Source organism: Klebsiella sp. 1SOBk5mer (assembly GCF_046603115.1).
Classification (GTDB): Bacteria; Pseudomonadota; Gammaproteobacteria; order Enterobacterales; family Enterobacteriaceae; genus Klebsiella; species Klebsiella quasipneumoniae.
Window position 1 is genome coordinate 26,429 of record NZ_JBKIUU010000002.1, and the last position, 18,307, is coordinate 44,735.

The 18,307-nt window shown below is 56.7% G+C and carries 21 protein-coding genes; 13 read left to right on the forward strand and 8 right to left on the reverse strand.

Going from position 1 to position 18,307, the window contains the following annotated elements:
• The first annotated feature begins 14 nt into the window (after positions 1–14).
• Positions 15–1,460, forward strand: coding sequence for a metalloprotease TldD (tldD, locus tag ACLH1U_RS05730; protein ID WP_004206236.1), 1,446 nt, complete (start codon positions 15–17; stop codon positions 1,458–1,460).
• 35 nt (positions 1,461–1,495) lie between these two features.
• Here the strand turns inward: tldD and aaeR are convergent, their stop codons facing one another.
• A complete protein-coding gene (gene aaeR / locus ACLH1U_RS05735) occupies positions 1,496–2,425 on the reverse strand; it encodes an HTH-type transcriptional activator AaeR (protein WP_002918641.1) in 930 nt (309 codons plus the stop codon).
• Positions 2,426–2,556: 131 nt separating this feature from the next.
• On the opposite strand from aaeR, the gene aaeX reads away from it, so the two are divergent.
• The 4 genes from aaeX to ACLH1U_RS05755 all read left to right on the forward strand — a co-directional run bounded on the left by aaeX (position 2,557) and on the right by ACLH1U_RS05755 (position 6,028).
• On the forward strand, positions 2,557–2,760 hold the full coding sequence (gene aaeX / locus ACLH1U_RS05740; protein ID WP_002918640.1) for a p-hydroxybenzoic acid efflux pump operon protein AaeX: 204 nt from the start codon (positions 2,557–2,559) through the stop codon (positions 2,758–2,760).
• Between the two features lie 7 nt (positions 2,761–2,767).
• Positions 2,768–3,700 (forward strand): p-hydroxybenzoic acid efflux pump subunit AaeA, encoded by a 933-nt coding sequence (gene aaeA, locus ACLH1U_RS05745; RefSeq protein ID WP_023291152.1) that lies wholly within the window; start codon positions 2,768–2,770, stop codon positions 3,698–3,700.
• A 5-nt stretch (positions 3,701–3,705) separates the two neighbouring features.
• On the forward strand, positions 3,706–5,673 hold the full coding sequence (gene aaeB / locus ACLH1U_RS05750) for a p-hydroxybenzoic acid efflux pump subunit AaeB (protein ID WP_023291151.1): 1,968 nt from the start codon (positions 3,706–3,708) through the stop codon (positions 5,671–5,673).
• A 79-nt stretch (positions 5,674–5,752) separates the two neighbouring features.
• Positions 5,753–6,028 (forward strand): barstar family protein, encoded by a 276-nt coding sequence (locus ACLH1U_RS05755; protein ID WP_002918629.1) that lies wholly within the window; start codon positions 5,753–5,755, stop codon positions 6,026–6,028.
• Between the two features lie 50 nt (positions 6,029–6,078).
• Here ACLH1U_RS05755 and yhcN-B read toward each other — a convergent pair whose 3' ends face one another.
• The 3 genes from yhcN-B to argR all read right to left on the reverse strand — a co-directional run bounded on the left by yhcN-B (position 6,079) and on the right by argR (position 7,553).
• Positions 6,079–6,345 (reverse strand): DUF1471 family stress response protein YhcN-B, encoded by a 267-nt coding sequence (gene yhcN-B, locus ACLH1U_RS05760; protein WP_134919014.1) that lies wholly within the window; start codon positions 6,343–6,345, stop codon positions 6,079–6,081.
• Positions 6,346–6,445: 100 nt separating this feature from the next.
• On the reverse strand, positions 6,446–6,709 hold the full coding sequence (gene yhcN / locus ACLH1U_RS05765; RefSeq protein WP_017899932.1) for a peroxide/acid stress response protein YhcN: 264 nt from the start codon (positions 6,707–6,709) through the stop codon (positions 6,446–6,448).
• A 373-nt stretch (positions 6,710–7,082) separates the two neighbouring features.
• The gene (argR, locus tag ACLH1U_RS05770) at positions 7,083–7,553 is read right to left on the reverse strand and encodes a transcriptional regulator ArgR (protein ID WP_002918625.1); all 471 of its coding nucleotides are present in this window, start codon (positions 7,551–7,553) and stop codon (positions 7,083–7,085) included.
• 414 nt (positions 7,554–7,967) lie between these two features.
• On the opposite strand from argR, the gene mdh reads away from it, so the two are divergent.
• Positions 7,968–8,906: a malate dehydrogenase gene (gene mdh, locus ACLH1U_RS05775; RefSeq protein WP_023291150.1), complete on the forward strand. Its 939-nt coding sequence runs from the start codon at positions 7,968–7,970 to the stop codon at positions 8,904–8,906.
• 136 nt (positions 8,907–9,042) lie between these two features.
• On the opposite strand, the gene degS is transcribed toward mdh, so the two are convergent.
• From degS to zapG, 3 genes are all read right to left on the reverse strand, one after another.
• Positions 9,043–10,101, reverse strand: a complete 1,059-nt coding sequence (gene degS, locus ACLH1U_RS05780; protein ID WP_002918568.1) for an outer membrane-stress sensor serine endopeptidase DegS — start codon at positions 10,099–10,101, stop codon at positions 9,043–9,045.
• Positions 10,102–10,188: 87 nt separating this feature from the next.
• Entirely contained in the window at positions 10,189–11,556 is a 1,368-nt protein-coding gene (degQ, locus tag ACLH1U_RS05785) for a serine endoprotease DegQ (RefSeq protein WP_017899931.1), read from the reverse strand.
• Positions 11,557–11,730: 174 nt separating this feature from the next.
• Positions 11,731–12,129 carry a Z-ring associated protein ZapG gene (gene zapG / locus ACLH1U_RS05790; RefSeq protein WP_012540461.1) on the reverse strand — a complete coding sequence of 133 codons (399 nt, stop codon included), beginning with the start codon at positions 12,127–12,129 and terminating at the stop codon, positions 11,731–11,733.
• Between the two features lie 190 nt (positions 12,130–12,319).
• Between zapG and zapE the strand changes: the two genes are divergently transcribed.
• The 7 genes from zapE to ACLH1U_RS05825 all read left to right on the forward strand — a co-directional run bounded on the left by zapE (position 12,320) and on the right by ACLH1U_RS05825 (position 16,828).
• Positions 12,320–13,447: a cell division protein ZapE gene (gene zapE, locus ACLH1U_RS05795; protein WP_023291141.1), complete on the forward strand. Its 1,128-nt coding sequence runs from the start codon at positions 12,320–12,322 to the stop codon at positions 13,445–13,447.
• Between the two features lie 266 nt (positions 13,448–13,713).
• Positions 13,714–14,142, forward strand: coding sequence for a 50S ribosomal protein L13 (rplM, locus tag ACLH1U_RS05800; protein ID WP_002918559.1), 429 nt, complete (start codon positions 13,714–13,716; stop codon positions 14,140–14,142).
• Between the two features lie 15 nt (positions 14,143–14,157).
• Positions 14,158–14,550, forward strand: a complete 393-nt coding sequence (gene rpsI / locus ACLH1U_RS05805) for a 30S ribosomal protein S9 (protein ID WP_000829818.1) — start codon at positions 14,158–14,160, stop codon at positions 14,548–14,550.
• Between the two features lie 57 nt (positions 14,551–14,607).
• Positions 14,608–14,892, forward strand: a complete 285-nt coding sequence (locus ACLH1U_RS05810) for a hypothetical protein (protein ID WP_136070768.1) — start codon at positions 14,608–14,610, stop codon at positions 14,890–14,892.
• Positions 14,862–15,500: a stringent starvation protein SspA gene (sspA, locus tag ACLH1U_RS05815; protein WP_002918467.1), complete on the forward strand. Its 639-nt coding sequence runs from the start codon at positions 14,862–14,864 to the stop codon at positions 15,498–15,500. The genes ACLH1U_RS05810 and sspA overlap by 31 nt, the downstream gene beginning before the upstream one ends.
• 3 nt (positions 15,501–15,503) lie before the next feature.
• Positions 15,504–15,998 carry a ClpXP protease specificity-enhancing factor gene (gene sspB / locus ACLH1U_RS05820; protein WP_002918465.1) on the forward strand — a complete coding sequence of 165 codons (495 nt, stop codon included), beginning with the start codon at positions 15,504–15,506 and terminating at the stop codon, positions 15,996–15,998.
• A 125-nt stretch (positions 15,999–16,123) separates the two neighbouring features.
• Positions 16,124–16,828 carry an N-acetylmannosamine-6-phosphate 2-epimerase gene (locus tag ACLH1U_RS05825; protein ID WP_374014466.1) on the forward strand — a complete coding sequence of 235 codons (705 nt, stop codon included), beginning with the start codon at positions 16,124–16,126 and terminating at the stop codon, positions 16,826–16,828.
• 55 nt (positions 16,829–16,883) lie between these two features.
• Here the strand turns inward: ACLH1U_RS05825 and gltD are convergent, their stop codons facing one another.
• A complete protein-coding gene (gltD, locus tag ACLH1U_RS05830) occupies positions 16,884–18,302 on the reverse strand; it encodes a glutamate synthase subunit GltD (RefSeq protein ID WP_032454181.1) in 1,419 nt (472 codons plus the stop codon).
• Positions 18,303–18,307: the final 5 nt, after the last annotated feature.

Below are 18,307 nucleotides of genomic sequence, written 5' to 3' on the forward strand. Positions count from 1 at the left end.
CGAGTAGCATAACGATGAGTCTGAACCTGGTAAGTGAACAATTACTGTCGGCAAATGGCCTGAATCATCAGGACCTGTTTGCCATTCTTGGTCAACTGACCGAGCGCCGCCTCGATTACGGCGATCTCTATTTTCAGTCGAGCTATCACGAATCCTGGGTTCTGGAAGACAGCATCATTAAAGATGGGTCGTACAATATCGACCAGGGCGTAGGCGTGCGCGCCGTCAGCGGCGAAAAAACGGGCTTTGCCTACGCTGACCAGATCAGCAAGCTGGCGCTGGAGCAGAGCGCCCAGGCGGCGCGGACCATTGTGCGCGAGACTGGCAATGGCAAAGTACAGACCCTCGGCGCAGTAGAGCACAGCGCCCTCTATACCAGCATCGACCCGCTGCAGAGTATGAGCCGGGAAGAGAAGCTGGATATTCTCCGCCGGGTAGACAAAGTCGCCCGCGCGGCGGACCAGCGCGTGCAGGAGGTTTCGGCCAGCCTGAGCGGGGTCTATGAGCTGATTCTGGTGGCCGCCACCGACGGCACTCTGGCCGCCGACGTTCGTCCGCTGGTGCGCCTCTCGGTCAGCGTGCTGGTGGAAGAGGACGGCAAACGCGAGCGCGGCAGCAGCGGCGGCGGCGGGCGTTTTGGCTATGACTATTTCCTCGCCTCTCAGGAGGGCGAAGTACGGGCCGACGCCTGGGCGAAAGAAGCGGTGCGCATGGCGCTGGTTAACCTCTCGGCGGTCGCCGCCCCGGCGGGGATGCTGCCGGTGGTGCTCGGCGCCGGCTGGCCTGGCGTCCTGCTTCACGAAGCGGTCGGTCACGGCCTGGAAGGCGATTTCAACCGTCGCGGCACCTCGGTCTTTAGCGGCCATATGGGGGAATTAGTCGCCTCTGAGCTGTGCACCGTCGTGGACGACGGCACCATCGTCGACCGTCGTGGCTCGGTGGCCATCGATGACGAAGGAACGCCGGGTCAATACAATGTGCTGATCGAAAACGGCATCCTGAAAGGCTACATGCAGGATAAACTCAATGCGCGTCTGATGGGCGTCGCGCCGACCGGCAACGGTCGCCGTGAATCCTATGCCCATCTGCCGATGCCGCGTATGACCAACACCTATATGCTGGCGGGCCAGTCCACGCCGCAGGAGATTATCGAGTCGGTGGACTACGGTATCTTCGCGCCAAACTTCGGCGGCGGGCAGGTGGATATCACCTCCGGTAAGTTTGTCTTCTCCACCTCCGAGGCCTATCTGATCGAAAAAGGCAAGGTCACGAAGGCGGTGAAAGGCGCTACCCTGATCGGCTCCGGGATTGAGACTATGCAGCAGATTTCGATGGTGGGTAACGATCTGCGTCTGGATAACGGCGTCGGCGTCTGTGGCAAAGAGGGCCAGAGCGTGCCGGTGGGCGTTGGCCAGCCGACCCTGAAGGTCGATAACCTCACCGTCGGCGGCACTGCCTGATCCTGAGCGGGTTCCCGGCGTCGCCGGGAACCGCTTCAGCGGGCGATCCCTCTGCCGTGCATCCCCTGATAGATCTTCGCCACGTCGACAAAATACTCCGTCAGATAATTGATACAGACCTGCACTTTCAGCGGCAGTTTATCCTTTTCGGTGTACAGGGCGTAGACCGGACGCGGATCGGACTGGTAGCTCGGCAGCAGGATCTCAAGCTCACCGCGATTGATCTCTTCGATCGCCCACATCAACGGCACATAGGCGATACCCACCCCGGCGGTCAGCCAGCGCACCAGCGTCATGGGGTCATTGGTCACAAAGCGCCCCTGCGGGGTCAGGCGGGTTGAGATCCCTTCCGGCGCGATAATGACAAACTCATTGTCCGGCCGCACGCTATATTCCAGCCAGGCATGCCCGGCAAGATCGGCCGGTTTCTCAGGATTGCCAGCCTGCGCCAGATAGCTTTTCGCGGCGCATAACACCATCGGCATTGAGCCCAGACGGCGGGAAAAAAGACTGGAATCCTGCAGGGCGCCCACGCGGATCACCACGTCAAGACCGTCGGCGATCAGGTCCGGCGCAGGTATGCCGGTGACCAGATTGACGGAGAGCCCGGGGTATTCTTTCAGCATTTTCGCCGTTATGCGCGCCAGAACATTCTGTGCCATAGTTGAAGAGCAGCCGATACGCAGCGTTCCGATGGGGGTGTTGTTAAATGCGTATAATTGCTCATGGACATCCTGTGCTTCAAACAGCATCCTACGGCAGCCCTGATAGTAAATTTTACCCGCTTCCGTTAAGCCAAGGCTGCGGGTGCTGCGGTTGAGCAGCTTCACCTGCAGTTCATCTTCCAGTTTGGCGACGGTCTGACTGATCGAGGAAACGCTCATCTGAAGCTGGCGGGCCGCTGCGGTGAAGGAACCTAATTCGACCACTTTGGCGAAAACGGACATGCGCTTTAATCGTTCCATTATTCACTCTGGCTTAAAAGTGATTTAGATCACACATTGTAGATAATGCGGCAATCGTTACGTTAATATATTGTTAGCTACATAATAAACGCATCTGCTCACTACCTGTACGCTTCTTATTCAAGGTCATCATGAGTCTGTTTCCTGTCATCGTGATTTTCGGCTTATCGTTTCCGCCGATCTTCTTCGAGTTGCTTTTGTCGCTGGCCATCTTCTGGCTGGTGCACCGATTGCTGGTTCCGACCGGCATTTACGATTTTGTCTGGCACCCTGCACTGTTTAATACGGCGCTATATTGCTGCCTTTTTTATTTGATATCGCGCTTGTTCGTTTGAGGTTGATGTGAAAACACTAACAAGAAATATCCTCCGTACCGCTATTACCGTGATACTGGTCATTTTGGCCTTCGTGGCGATTTTCCGCGCCTGGGTTTACTACACCGCCTCGCCGTGGACGCGGGATGCGCGCTTTAGCGCCGACATTGTGGCCATTGCTCCCGACGTCTCCGGGCTGATTTCCCAGGTAAACGTCAAGGATAACCAACTGGTTAAGAAAGACCAGGTATTGTTCGTTATTGACCAACCTCGTTACCAAAAAGCGCTGGCGCAGGCGGAAGCCGATGTCGCCTACTACCAGACCTTAGCCCAGGAAAAACGTGTCGAAGCCGGTCGGCGTAATAAGCTTGGCGTCCAGGCGATGTCGCGGGAAGAGATTGACCAGGCGAACAACGTGTTGCAGACCGTTGAGCATCAGCTGGCGAAAGCGGTGGCCAGCCGCGACCTGGCCAGACTGGACCTGCAGCGCACAGAGATTCGCGCCCCCGCGGATGGCTGGGTGACCAACCTTAACGTCTATACCGGGGAATTTATCACTCGCGGCTCCACGGCGGTGGCGCTGGTGAAAGAGAATACATTTTACGTCATGGCCTATCTGGAAGAGACCAAACTGGAAGGCGTCCGCCCTGGATACCGGGCGGAAATTACCCCGCTTGGCAGCAGCAAAACCATTAAAGGCACGGTGGACAGTATCGCTGCGGGGGTAACCAACGCCAGCAGCAGCAGCGACTCGAAAGGGATGGCTTCGGTGGATTCCAACCTTGAATGGGTGCGTCTGGCGCAGCGTGTGCCGGTTCGTATTCGCCTTGACCACCAGCAGGGGAATCTGTGGCCATCGGGCACGACGGCGACGGTGGTGATCACCGGTAAAGAAGACCGTGATACCAGCCAGGCCAACTTCTTCCAGAAACTGGCTATGCGCCTGCGCGAATTCGGTTAATCGCTATGGGGACATATACTATTGCTCCCCAGCATCTCCGCTTTGCTATTAAGCTTGCATGCGCGGTGGTGTTGGCGCTGTTCGTCGGCTTCCATTTTCAGCTCGAAACGCCGCGCTGGGCGGTGCTGACCGCGGCGATTGTCGCCGCTGGCCCGGCCTTTGCCGCCGGGGGAGAGCCGTACTCCGGCGCGATCCGCTATCGCGGCATGTTGCGTATTGCCGGGACCTTTATTGGCTGTATTGCGGCGCTGGTCATCATCATCCTGATGATCCGCGCCCCTCTGCTGATGATGCTGGTCTGCTGCCTGTGGGCCGGGTTTTGTACCTGGGTTTCGTCGCTGGTCAAGGTCGAAAACTCCTATGCCTGGGGGCTGGCCGGATACACCGCGCTGATTATCATTATTACCATCCACACCGATCCGATGCTGGCGCCGCAGTTTGCCGTTGAGCGCTGCAGCGAAATCGTCATCGGGATTGTCAGCGCCATTGTCGCCGATCTGCTGTTCTCCCCGCGTTCGATTAAAAAAGAGATCGACCTTGAACTGGATAACCTGCTGATTGCGCAGTATAAGCTGATGCAGTTATGCGTTGCGCACGGCGAAAAAGATGAAGTGGATCAGGCCTGGGGAGCGTTGGTGCGTCGCACCACGGCGCTGGAGGGAATGCGCAGTAACCTGATTATGGAGTCCTCTCGCTGGGCTAAGGCGAATCAACGCCTGAAGGCGATCAATACCCTCTCGCTAACGCTTATCACCCAGGCTTGCGAAACCTACCTGATTCAGAACTCGCGCCCGGAAATGGTGACGGACGACTACCGCGAGCTGTTCGCTGAGCCGGTTGAGACGGTGCAGGATGTTCACCAGCAGCTGAAGCGTATGCGTCGCTTCCTGACCTGGAAAGGCGAGCATAATACGCCGGTCACCATCTACAGCTGGGTAGGCGCAGCCACCCGTTACCTGCTGCTTAAGCGTGGCGTGGTGGGCAACACCAAAATCAGCCGCATCGAAGACGGTGTATTGCGCGGCGAAACGGTGGTTAAAGTGGAGTCCGCCGAGCGTCACCACGCGATGGTGAACTTCTGGCGTACCTCTGTCTCCTGTATCCTTGGGACGCTGTTCTGGCTGTGGACGGGCTGGACCTCAGGCAGCGGCGCAATGGTGATGATTGCCGTGGTTACCGCGCTGGCGATGCGCTTGCCTAACCCGCGAATGGTGGCGATAGACTTCCTCTACGGTACTCTGGCGGCGTTACCGCTGGGTACCCTGTACTTTCTGGTGATCATGCCGGCGACGCAGCAGAGTATGCTGTTGCTTTGTATCAGCCTGGCGGCGATGGCGTTTTTTATCGGTATCGAAGTGCAGAAAAGGCGCCTCGGATCGCTGGGGGCGCTGGCGAGCACCATCAACATTCTGGTGCTGGATAACCCGATGCAGTTCCAGTTCAGTCAGTTCCTCGATAGCGCGCTGGGGCAGATCGTCGGTTGTTTCCTCGCCCTGATGGTTATTCTCATTGTCAGGGATAACTCCCGGGCAAGAACCGGTCGGGTGCTGCTGAACCAGTTTGTCTCCGCGGCGGTCTCTTCGCTGACCACCAACTCGGCGCGTCGCAAAGAGAATCATCTGCCCGCGCTCTATCAGCAGCTGTTTTTATTGCTCAACAAATTCCCCGGCGATGTCGCTCGTTTCCGACTGGCGTTGACGTTAATCATTGCCCACCAGCGCCTGCGCGATGCGCCCGTGCCGGTGAATGAGGATCTGTCGGCGTTCCATCGCCAGCTGCGACGTACCGCGGATCATGTAATCTCCGCCGGGAGCGATGATAAGCGTCGGCGCTACTTTACCCGGCTGCTGGCGGAGCTTGATGTTTATCAGGAGAAGCTGCGGGTCTGGGAGGCTTCGCCGCAGGTGACCGAGCCGGTACGGCGACTGGTTGAGATGTTGCACAAGTACCAGCATGTGCTGACCAGCAGTTAACCCATAAACCGACGCCCAGGCGTCGGTTTTTTTATCGCTATACTTAACGGCGACAGGAAGAGAAGCGGGAGGGGCTGCCATGACCACCTATACGTTTGATTTTGACGAAATCGCCGAGCAACAGGATTTCTACCGGGAGTTTTCCCGCACCTTCGAGCTGGCACAGGATAAGGTCAACAACCTTGATTCGCTATGGGACGCGGTGACTGGTGGGCTGCTGCCGCTGCCGCTGGACATTGAGTTCATCCATTTAAATGACAAGCAGCGTCGGCGTTTTGGGGCGTTAATTTTATTATTTGATGAAGCAGAGGAAGAGCTGGAGGGGGAGTTACGTTTTAACGCCCGGCAGGCATAAAAAAGCCCCCGGCAGGCGGGGGCAAGTCGTCGAAATAAGACGACGAGGGTTTATTTGTACAGCTCAGCGGTGGCGTGCCAGCTATCGCCGGTACGTGCTTCAATAATACGGTAGCTGCTGGCGCCTTCTTTCTCGGCTTTAGCGGCCAGTTCCTGACGCATGTCCATTGGCGCACTACCTACCTGGGAAACCGAGATGGTGCCCATGGACTGCATGTTCTGGGCTTGCTCAGCGTTCACTTGCTGAACGGCCGCGCTAGCGCCGAAAGAGAGAAGAGAAGCCAGGCCAAGGGATGCGATGATCATTGCGCGTTTCATAATCTTTACTCCAGTCTTTGTTTTGCCGCGGCGGGGCGATGAATGAGGCCGGGCCGCGGTAGAGAATTTTTTGTCGGGTTAATCGTTGACGATCTAAAACTTATTTATACAGCTCAGCAGTGGCATGCCAGTGGTCGCCAGTGCGGGCTTCGATAATGCGGTAAGAAGAAGCCCCTTCTTCCTGCGCTTTTTTGTTCAGCATTTCATGCATATCCATCGGGGAAGAGGCTACCGCGCCGACGGAAACTGTACCGATGGCCTCGCGGCCCTGGGCTTGCTCGCTGTTGATAACATCAGCGGCGAAAGCGCCAAACGACATGACGGACAGGATGCTGAGAGCTGCTACAGTGGTTTTGATTTTCATGATGTTCACCTCGTCGAATCTTTTTGTTGAGGGTCTTTGTTTCGTGACCCTCATCACAAAAACAAGTATACACTAATCACCAAAAATATTAATACCATGCTAATTGTTTTGTGCGTTAATAGTTACAATAAATTGCGCTTTTTATAACCGATAAGAATTAAAAATGACGAGTCACAGACAGAGATAAGTTTTATTTCTAATAAAATCATAAAGGTATACGATTTTGATCTTTCGTGCGTTTTAGGCGTTTCCCTTACGTAAAAGAACGTATAGACAGGCTAAATCACACGAAATGTTAAATTTTTGTTGAGTTGAAAGGGGGGAGGGAGAGAAGAGGGGGAATCACCCTCTGACGGTTGCCAGAGGGGAATGCTCAGAGTTCCTGTTCGAACAGCACCAGGATAGCGTCGTGCAGATCTTTCACTGTGAAACCGCGCGCTGGCGTGGTGAAGATGGTGTCATCCCCGGCGATGCTGCCAAGAATACCTTCCGCCTTGCCCAGCGAGTCGAGAAGACGGGCGATCAGCTGCGCTGCCCCGGGGCTGGTGTGAATCACCACGACGGCATCGTTATAATCGATATCCAGCACCAGATTTTTCAGCGGGCTGGAGGTGGTCGGCACGCCAAGCTCGGCAGGCAGGCAATAGACCATTTCCATTTTGGCGTTACGGGTACGAACCGCGCCAAATTTGGTGAGCATGCGGGAAACCTTCGATTGGTTGATATTCTCGAAGCCTTCTTCCTGCAGCGCCTGGACGATCTCTCCCTGCGAGCTGAATTTCTCTTCTTTAAGCAGCGCTTTAAACGCTTTAACCAGTTCTTCTTGTTTTGCCGAACTTCGCATAAGTCACCCAGATTATGGTGGTAAAATCAACATCATTATGCATAACCGTGAATTTTTATGCAAATAATCCGCGAGGGGATAGGTCAATAATGTTATGAAGGGGGCATATTTTAGCAAAAAAACCGTATAAGGAACATGTTCTCATCACAACGCTTAAAGGCATGTAAAAGTAAATGAAATGTTATTGAGTTGGTGTTGTTTTGCGCAACTGGCTGGGTGTATTGTAACCAATAGTCGATCCGGTACTTCGCTTTGCTGGATGGTCAGTCAGGAAGCATAAAGTGCGCCGCTGTTCTATTGCTACGCACAATAATGCATTCTTCAGCCATAATCATTGTAATTGTTCATCTTGTGAATTAAGGTCCAGGCGACGGAATAACGAAAGACTAAATTAACCATAATAAGGAGTTTAGGATGAAAGTTGCAGTCCTTGGCGCTGCCGGTGGTATCGGCCAGGCGCTTGCCCTACTACTTAAGACCCAACTGCCTTCAGGTTCAGAGCTCTCGTTGTACGACATCGCTCCGGTTACGCCGGGCGTGGCGGTAGATCTAAGTCATATCCCCACAGATGTAAAAATTAAAGGATTTTCCGGTGAAGATGCTACCCCGGCGCTGGAAGGCGCTGATGTGGTGCTGATCTCCGCGGGCGTAGCGCGTAAGCCCGGCATGGATCGTTCCGACCTGTTTAATGTGAATGCGGGTATCGTTAAGAACCTCGTGCAGCAGATAGCCAAAACCTGCCCGCAGGCCTGCATCGGCATTATTACCAACCCGGTGAACACCACCGTGGCCATCGCCGCCGAAGTGCTGAAAAAAGCCGGCGTGTACGATAAAAACAAACTGTTCGGCGTGACTACGCTGGACATCATCCGCTCCAATACCTTTGTGGCGGAGCTGAAAGGTCAATCGGCAACCGAGGTGGAAGTCCCGGTTATTGGCGGTCACTCCGGGGTCACCATTCTGCCTTTACTGTCACAGATCCCGGGCGTCAGCTTTAGCGATCAGGAAGTGGCCGATCTGACTAAACGCATTCAAAACGCCGGTACCGAGGTCGTGGAAGCGAAAGCGGGCGGCGGGTCGGCGACCTTGTCGATGGGTCAGGCGGCTGCGCGCTTTGGCCTTTCTCTGGTTCGCGCCATGCAGGGAGAAAAAGGCGTAGTGGAGTGCGCCTACGTGGAAGGCGACGGCCAGTATGCGCGTTTCTTCTCTCAGCCGCTCCTGCTGGGGAAAAATGGCGTAGAAGAGCGTCAGTCTATCGGCAAACTCAGCGCCTTTGAGCAGCAGGCGCTGGAAGGCATGCTGGACACCCTGAAGAAAGATATCGCGCTCGGCGAAGACTTCGTCAACAAGTAACCTCGCACGCTCAAAAAAGCCGGAACTGTTGTTCCGGCTTTTTATTGTCTTGCATTCATGATGACCGGGTTTCTGGTCAGATTCCCGGCCGGTCCGGTATTTAGCGATTAACGTGGCTCCCCAAACGGGGAGCCGCTTAGTTGGTGGCCGGGTATTCCTGGACGGCGATATGGAGCGTGATTTTCTTATCATCACGCATGATGACCACCGGAATTTCTGAACCCGGGCGGATCTCGGCCACCTGATCCATCGTCTCCAGCGCGGAGACCGCGGGTTTGTCATTCACGGAGATGATCACGTCGTTGGCGCGGATCCCCGCCTGCGCGGCCGGTCCGTCCGGCGCGACATCGTTAACGACGATCCCCTGGATCTGATCGATCCCGCCGCCCTGCGCGTGCAGCGGGGCGATCTCCCGGCCGCTAATGCCGATATAGCCGCGGATCACACGGCCATCCCGGATCAGCTTGTCCATAATTTTGGTCGCTAACTGGAACGGGATCGCAAAGCCAATGCCTTCAGGCGTTTCGCCGTCGTTGCTCTTGTCAAAGGAGAGGGTGTTAATCCCCATCAGCTCGCCGAGGGAGTTCACCAGCGCCCCGCCGGAGTTACCGTGGTTGATCGAGGCGTCAGTCTGCAGGAAATTCTGGCGGCCGGTGGGGTTGAGGCCAATGCGCCCTGTGGCGCTGATGATCCCCTGGGTGATGGTCTGTCCCAGGTTATAGGGGTTGCCAATCGCCAGCACCACATCGCCGATGTGCGGCGTGCGTTTCGGGTTGATCGGGATCACCGGCAGCCCGCCGGTAGCGTTGATCTTCAGCACCGCGAGGTCGGTCAGGGAATCGGAGCCTACCAGCAGCGCTTCGAAGACCCGGCCGTCCTGCAGAGCGACGATAATCTGGTCGGCATCGTTAATCACATGCTTGTTGGTCAGGATATAGCCGCGCTGGTCCATGATCACCCCGGAGCCAAGCGTCAGCTGATTATGGCTGGTGCTGTTCAGGGCGCGGTTATAGACGTTCACTACGGCGGGCGCGGCGCGGCGTACGGCGGCGTTATAGCTCGCCGGGGAGTCGTCTGCCGTATCGTTCTGGGTGGTCGGCGCTAGCTGCCACTGGCGCAGCGAGGGCATCAGGGCCAACAGCAGGCCCCCGACAAGCAAACCGATGAGTACTGAACGTAATAACTTTCCAGGCATGATGCAGATATCGTTAATGAATGGTCAGGCGCAGCATAGCATGAGTTGTCCGGACATCGCACATGGCGGCGATGTCCGGGGAGACAATCAGCGCAGCAGCAGATAGATGCTTTCGTTGCCGCGGATCACGTTCAGGGCGATGACCGGCGGTTTGCCTTCGAGCACTTTGCGTAATTCGGCAATCGAATGAATACGCTCGCGGTTAAGGCCAATGATAATGTCATCCTTATGCAGGCCGACCTGGGCGGCGGCGCTGCCTTTATCGACATTATCGATCACCACCCCTTTGGTGCCATCTTTCATCTGACCGTCGCTGAACGAGGCACCCTGCAGAGCCGGGATAATCAGCTCAGCGCTGGCGGTGGAGGAGGTGCTCTTATCCAGCGTCACTTCGACATCGACCGGTTTTCCGTCGCGCAGCAGACCCAGTTTGACTTTGGTCCCCGGCTCGGTGGTGGCGATCCGCGAGCGCAGTTCGGCAAAACTGTTCAGCGGTTTGCCGTTCAGGCTAACGATGACGTCGCCGGATTTGATCCCCGCTTTGGCGGACCCGGAGTTTGGCAGCACTTCACTGACGAAGGCGCCGCGCTGAACGTTGAGGTTCATCGCCTTGGCGATATCGGCGCTCATTTCCATGCCTTTAATGCCCAGCAGGCCGCGCTTGATTTCGCCAAACTGAATGAGCTGGTCGGCGAGGGTTTTCGCCATGTTGCTCGGGATGGCGAAGCCGATGCCGATGCTGCCGCCGCCCGGCGCCAGGATCGCGGTGTTGATCCCGATAAGCTCGCCGTTGAGGTTCAACAGCGCGCCGCCGGAGTTGCCGCGGTTGATGGAGGCATCGGTCTGGATGAAATTCTCCAGCCCTTCAAGGTTCAGGCCGCTGCGGCCAAGGGCAGAGATAATGCCGGAGGTGGCGGTCTGACCAAGGCCGAACGGGTTGCCGACGGCGACGGCGAAGTCGCCGACGCGGAGTTTATCGGAGTCAGCAATGGCGATTTGCGTCAGGTTTGACGGCTTAATCAGCTGCAGCAGAGCAATGTCGCTCTGTTCATCGCTACCGACCAGTTTGGCATCAAATTCACGACCATCGTTCAGCTGGACGCTGATCTTCTGCGCCTGATTGATGACGTGGTTATTGGTCAGCACGTAGCCTTTCGCTGCGTCGATAATGACGCCGGAGCCAAGCCCTTCGAACGGCTGCGCCTGTTCTTGCGGGGCGTTATCGCCAAAATATTTCTTCAGCTCTTCCGGCATATTGAGCGTCGGCGAGGCAGTGCCTTCCACCTGGACGCTGACTACCGCCGGCAGGACCTTTTCCAGCATCGGCGCCAGGCTTGGTAACGCGCCCTGGCCGGGCACCTGAGTCGGTAAGGATGCTGCTGCCGGAGGCAGAACCGACAACGATAACCCAATGCTTAACGCTAACGCACTCAACAGCAAAGTCTGTTTCTTCATTAGATGCTGGCTCTCGTAACCTGAGGTGTATGGAAAAATGTCCTGAATAACCTGATGTTATTGAATTTTTGCGCAGGTAACAATGTGGGGACTGGTTTAAATTGTAGCCGGGAAGTGGGGGAAGGAGCGGGCGCGATGGGCGCGCCCGGAGAATATTTTATCAGAGGCGATTGTTTAATCGCGTTTTGCGCCACCGCGCAGTAAACCGGATGCGCCTTCGGAGTAGTCGCGCGGCATCTGGACCGGCGCCTGATCGTTGCTGGCTTCAGACTCTTCCAGGCGGTTGCGGAACGGGTTGGCGTCTGCCATGGAATCCGGCAGCAGGTTGTTAGAGCTTTTCGCCATATGCTGATACAGCTGACGGTAGTCGTGCGCCATGTTATCCAGCAGCTCGGCGCTGCGCGCAAAATGGCTGACCAGCTCTTCACGGTACTCTTCAAGCTCGGCTTTATTCTTTTCCAGTTCGAACTGCAGCGCCTGCTGCTGGCGCAGTTTGCGGTTGCCGAAACGCATGGCGACGGCACCAATGATGATACCGACGACTAACCCAATTAGCGCGTATTCCCAGGTCATGAACATCTCCCGTTGTATTGTGGTTCCGTAGGGTGGCTCTTAGGCTCTCCGCCTGCGCCCGATAGTGCCACTATAACCGCTAATTCCACAGAAGTGGAATCCTGGCGTATCATCGCGTAGTGTAGAACGGCCTTTTTTTCGTCAATCGTGAGCTTCGACATCACGGTTTTCAAGGAATAACAATTAGATCATGCAAAGCCTGTCTCCAACATCGCGTTACCTTTCAGCCCTGAAAGAGGGCAGCCATCAACCCGACGACGTCCAGCAAGAAGCGGTGAGCCGCCTCGATACCATTTACCAGGAACTGCAGACTCAGCCCGCGCCCGTCGCGTCAGGCGGCGGTTTGCGCGCGAAATTCGGCAAACTGCTGGGTAAGCGCGAACCAGCAGCCGAGGCGGCGCCCGTCCGCGGCCTGTATATGTGGGGCGGCGTGGGGCGGGGGAAAACTTGGCTGATGGACCTGTTTTACCAGAGCCTGCCGGGCGAGCGTAAGCAGCGCCTGCATTTCCATCGCTTTATGCTGCGGGTGCACGAAGAGCTGACCACCCTGCAGGGCCATAGCGACCCGCTGGACATTGTCGCCGACCGCTTTAAAGCGGAAACCGACGTGCTCTGTTTCGACGAGTTTTTTGTCTCCGATATAACCGACGCCATGCTGTTGGGCGGGCTGATGAAGGCCCTGTTCGCCCGCGGCATCACGCTGGTGGCGACCTCCAATATTCCGCCGGATGAGCTCTATCGCAATGGCCTGCAGCGCGCCCGTTTTCTGCCCGCTATCGACGCCATCAAGCAGCATTGCGATATTATGAACGTCGATGCCGGCATCGATTATCGCTTGCGTACCCTGACCCAGGCGCACCTGTGGCTGTCGCCGCTGAATAACGACACCCGCGAACAGATGGATAAACTGTGGCTGGCGCTGGCCGGCGCGCCGCGCGCTGCCGGGCCGACGCTGGAGATCAACCATCGCGAGCTGCCGACCCTCGGCGTGGAAAACCAGACGCTGGCGGCGTCGTTCGCCACGCTGTGCGTGGATGCCCGTAGCCAGCATGACTATATCGCGCTCTCCCGCCTGTTCCACACCGTGATGCTGTTCGATGTGCCGGTGATGACCGCGCAGCTGGAGAGCGAAGCCCGGCGCTTTATCGCCCTGGTGGATGAGTTCTATGAGCGCCACGTGAAGCTGGTGGTCAGCGCGGCGGTGCCGCTGTACGACATTTATCAGGGAGAGCGGCTGAAGTTTGAGTTTCAGCGCTGTCTGTCGCGTCTGCAGGAGATGCAGAGCGAAGAGTACCTCAAGCGCCCGCATATGCCCTGACAGGATACTTTTTCCCGGCGAATTCAGGGCTGCAGGGCCGCCCCGGGAGCTGCCTGAAAAATCTCATAAAGGGGTCGATCTTTGACCCCGACTTCTCTATAATCTTGCGACCCCACGTTACGAGAAGGTTTTTTTCCCGAAACTTTCTATGTGCCGGCATAGGCTATTCGAAGGGGTAGGTTTGCTGGACAATGTCGTGTGAACCTCAACTGACTAAACGTTTGGGTGTTCACCAACGTGTAACTTATTATTTGGGTAAGCTTTTAATGAAAACTTTTACAGCTAAACCAGAAACCGTAAAACGCGACTGGTATGTTGTTGACGCGACCGGTAAAACTCTGGGCCGTCTGGCTACTGAACTGGCTCGTCGCCTGCGCGGTAAGCACAAAGCGGAATACACTCCGCACGTTGATACCGGTGATTACATCATCGTTCTGAACGCAGAAAAAGTTGCTGTTACCGGCAACAAGCGCGAAGACAAAATGTACTACCACCACACCGGCCACATCGGTGGTATCAAAGAAGCGACCTTTGAAGAGATGATTGCCCGCCGTCCTGAGCGTGTGATTGAAATCGCGGTTAAAGGCATGCTGCCAAAAGGCCCGCTGGGTCGTGCTATGTACCGTAAACTGAAAGTTTACGCGGGTAACGAGCACAACCACGCGGCACAGCAACCGCAAGTTCTTGACATCTAATCGGGATTATAGGCAATGGCTGAAAATCAATACTACGGCACTGGTCGCCGCAAAAGTTCCGCAGCTCGCGTTTTCATCAAACCGGGCAACGGCAAAATCGTTATCAACCAGCGTTCTCTGGAACAGTACTTCGGTCGTGAAACTGCCCGCATGGTAGTTCGTCAGCCGCTGGAACTGGTCGACATGGTTGAGAAACTGGATCTGTACATCACTGTTAAAGGTGGTGGTATCTCTGGTCAGGCTGGTGCGATCCGTCACGGTATCACCCGCGCTCTGATGGAGTACGACGAGTCCCTGCGTTCTGAACTGCGTAAAGCTGGCTTCGTCACTCGTGACGCTCGTCAGGTTGAACGTAAGAAAGTCGGTCTGCGTAAAGCACGTCGTCGTCCGCAGTTCTCCAAACGTTAATTGTTTTCTGCTCACGCAGAACAATTTGCGAAAAAACCCGCTCCGGCGGGTTTTTTTATGGATAAAACGGCTGTTATCCACAAGCTTACCGCCGGTTCTTGCCACTTTTTCAGCATTTCCAGAATCCCCTCACCACAACGTCTTCAAAATCTGGTAAACTATCATCCAATTTTCTGCCCAAATGCTGGTGATTGTTCATTTTTTGTTTTATTCGTGAACGAAGGTGACATCGCGCTACTGGGGTTTTTACATCTGGCCGGCCATGAGTGGCTGGCAGCAGTACAAAATTCTGAATATACCTGGAGGTTTTCATGGCTGTCGCTGCCAACAAACGTTCGGTAATGACGCTGTTTTCTGGTCCTACTGACATCTATAGCCATCAGGTCCGCATTGTGCTGGCCGAGAAGGGTGTCAGTTTTGAGATAGAGCACGTGGAGAAGGACAACCCGCCTCAGGATCTGATTGACCTCAACCCGAATCAAAGCGTACCGACGCTGGTGGATCGTGAGCTCACTCTGTGGGAATCCCGCATCATTATGGAATACCTGGATGAGCGTTTCCCGCACCCGCCGTTAATGCCGGTTTATCCGGTGGCGCGTGGCGAAAGCCGTCTGTATATGCAACGTATCGAGAAGGACTGGTATTCGCTGATGAACACCATCCAGAGCGGTACCGCAGCGCAAGCTGATGCTGCGCGTAAGCAACTGCGTGAAGAACTGCTGGCCATCGCGCCGGTGTTCACCCAGAAACCTTACTTCCTGAGCGATGAGTTCAGCCTGGTGGATTGCTACCTGGCGCCGCTGCTGTGGCGTCTGCCGGTTCTCGGTGTGGAGCTGGTTGGCGCAGGCGCGAAAGAGCTCAAAGGCTATATGACTCGCGTATTTGAGCGTGATTCCTTCCTCGCCTCTTTAACTGAAGCCGAGCGTGAAATGCGCCTCGGTCGGGGCTAAATAATGGATGTATCACAGCTGACGCCGCGTCGCCCGTATCTGCTGCGGGCGTTTTATGACTGGCTGCTGGATAACCAGCTGACGCCGCATCTGGTGGTGGATGTCACGCTGCCGGGCGTGCTCGTGCCGATGGAGTATGCGCGCGACGGGCAAATCGTTCTCAATATTGCCCCGCGTGCGGTAGGTAATCTTGAGCTGGCGAACGACGAAGTGCGCTTCAACGCGCGCTTTGGCGGCGTGCCGCGCAACGTATCTGTCCCGCTGGCTGCGGTACTCGCCATCTATGCCCGTGAGAACGGCGCCGGCACGATGTTTGAACCGGAAGCGGCCTATGACGAAGACGTCAGCAGCCTCAACGATGATGACGTCGCGCCTGAGAGTGAAAGCGAAACGGTGATGTCGGTGATTGATGGCGATAAGCCCGATAATCACGACGACGATCCTGACGACACGCCGCCGCCGCGCGGCGGTCGCCCGGCGCTGCGCGTGGTGAAGTAAATCCCTTCTCTGACAGGCCCTGCGGGGCCTGTTTTTTTTGTCTGTCCGCTTTGTTAACTCTGCCACAAACGAGGCGCCCCATGGCTGGTACTGTCATCGCCACAGGTAGCTTTCAGGGAGCAGACATGACTTTACTCGCACAACTGGACCAGCGTATCCGTCACCATGGCGGATTAATTGTCTCCTGCCAGCCGGTGCCGGGCAGCCCGCTGGATAACCCCGCCATCGTCGCGGCGATGGGGCTGGCGGCGGAGCAGGCGGGGGCGGTGGCGCTGCGCATAGAAAGTCTGGCCAACCTGCAGGCCGTTCGTCCGTTAGTGACGGTGCCTGTTATCGCGCTGATTAAGCGCGATCTGCATGATAGCCCGGTGCGTATTACGCCGTGGCTTGAGGATGTGAATGCCCTGGCGCAGGCAGGGGCCGATATCATAGCGGTTGACGGCACGCGGCGTCAGCGTCCGGCCTCTGTCGCATCGTTGTTGGCGGCAATTCACCGCCAGGGGAAAAATGCGATGGCAGATTGTTCCTCTCTCGACGATGCCCTTGAATGCTGGCAATTGGGCTTCGATATGGTTGGCACCACCCTCTCAGGCTATACCGCAGAGGAGACACCGGTCGAGCCGGATCTGGCGCTGGTGAAAAGCCTGAGCGCCGCGGGTTGCAGAGTGGTCGCTGAGGGACGCTACAATACGCCTGCGCAGGCGGCTGAGGCAATGCGCTGCGGCGCGTGGGCGGTGACCGTCGGCTCGGCGATCACCCGCTTAGAACATATCTGCGGCTGGTATAATACGGCGCTGAAAGCGGCGGTCTACCCGGCGAATGGGCAATAAAAAAGCCCGATGGCGTTAACCATCGGGCTTTTATGCGCTGAGACTCCGGGCCTAATCAGACTTCAAGGTAGTTGAGGATCCCGTCAGCCGCTTTACGTCCTTCCGCAATCGCGGTGACCACCAGGTCGGAACCGCGAACGATATCGCCACCGGCGAAGATTTTCGGGTTGCTGGTCTGGAAGGCGTTCTCGCTGCCTTCCGGCGCAATGATGCGGCCCTGGGAATCCAGCTCGACGCTGTGCTTCGCCAGCCACTCCATGCTGTGGGGACGGAAGCCAAACGCCATGACGACGGCGTCTGCCGGCACCACGTGCTCAGAACCGGCGACGATCTCCGCGCGACGGCGGCCTTTCGCATCCGGCTGGCCCATCTCGGTGCGCGCCATCTTCACGCCGCACACTTTACCGTTGGCATTCACTTCCACGCCCAGCGGCTGGACGTTGAACTGGAACTCAACGCCTTCCTCACGCGCGTTTTTCACTTCGCGTTTTGAACCCGGCATGTTCTCTTCGTCACGACGATAGGCGCAGATCACGTGCGCCGCATTCTGGCGGACGGAGGTGCGTACGCAGTCCATCGCGGTATCGCCACCGCCGAGCACGACCACGCGTTTGCCTTCCATGCTGACGTAGGGCTCATCGGCGGTTTCGCCAAAGCCCATGATCTGCTTGGTGTTGGCGATCAGGAACGGCAGCGCGTCGTAGACGCCCGGGGCGTCTTCATTGTCCAGCCCGCCGCGCATCGACTGATAGGTGCCGACGCCGAGGAACACGGCATCGTACTCTTTCAGCAGGTCGTCGAGCTGCACGTCGCGGCCCACTTCGGTATTGAGTTTGAACTCAATGCCCATGCCGGTGAAGATCTCCCGGCGGCGGGTCATCACCTCTTTTTCCAGCTTGAACGCCGGGATACCGAAGGTCAGCAGGCCGCCGATTTCCGGATGGCGGTCAAACACCACCGCCTTGACGCCGTTGCGGGTCAACACGTCGGCACAGGCGAGGCCCGCCGGGCCAGCGCCGATGATCGCGACGGTTTTACCGGTCGGTTTCACGCCGGAGAGATCCGGACGCCAGCCCATCTCGAATGCCTTATCATTGATATAGCGTTCGATGTTGCCGATGGTCACCGCGCCGAACTCATCGTTCAGCGTACAGGAGCCTTCACACAGGCGGTCCTGCGGGCAGACGCGCCCGCAGACTTCCGGCAGGGTGTTGGTCTGGTGCGACAGCTCAGCCGCCTCAAAAATACGCCCCTCGTTGGCCAGCTTCAGCCAGTTCGGGATGTAGTTATGCACCGGGCACTTCCACTCGCAGTACGGGTTGCCGCAGGAGAGGCAGCGATCCGCCTGCGCCTTGGCCTGGCCTTCTGAAAACGGCTCGTAAATTTCCACAAATTCAATTTTACGGATCTTCAGCGGTTTCTTTGGCGGATCAACGCGCTGCAGGTCGATAAATTGATAAACGTTCTGACTCATCTTAA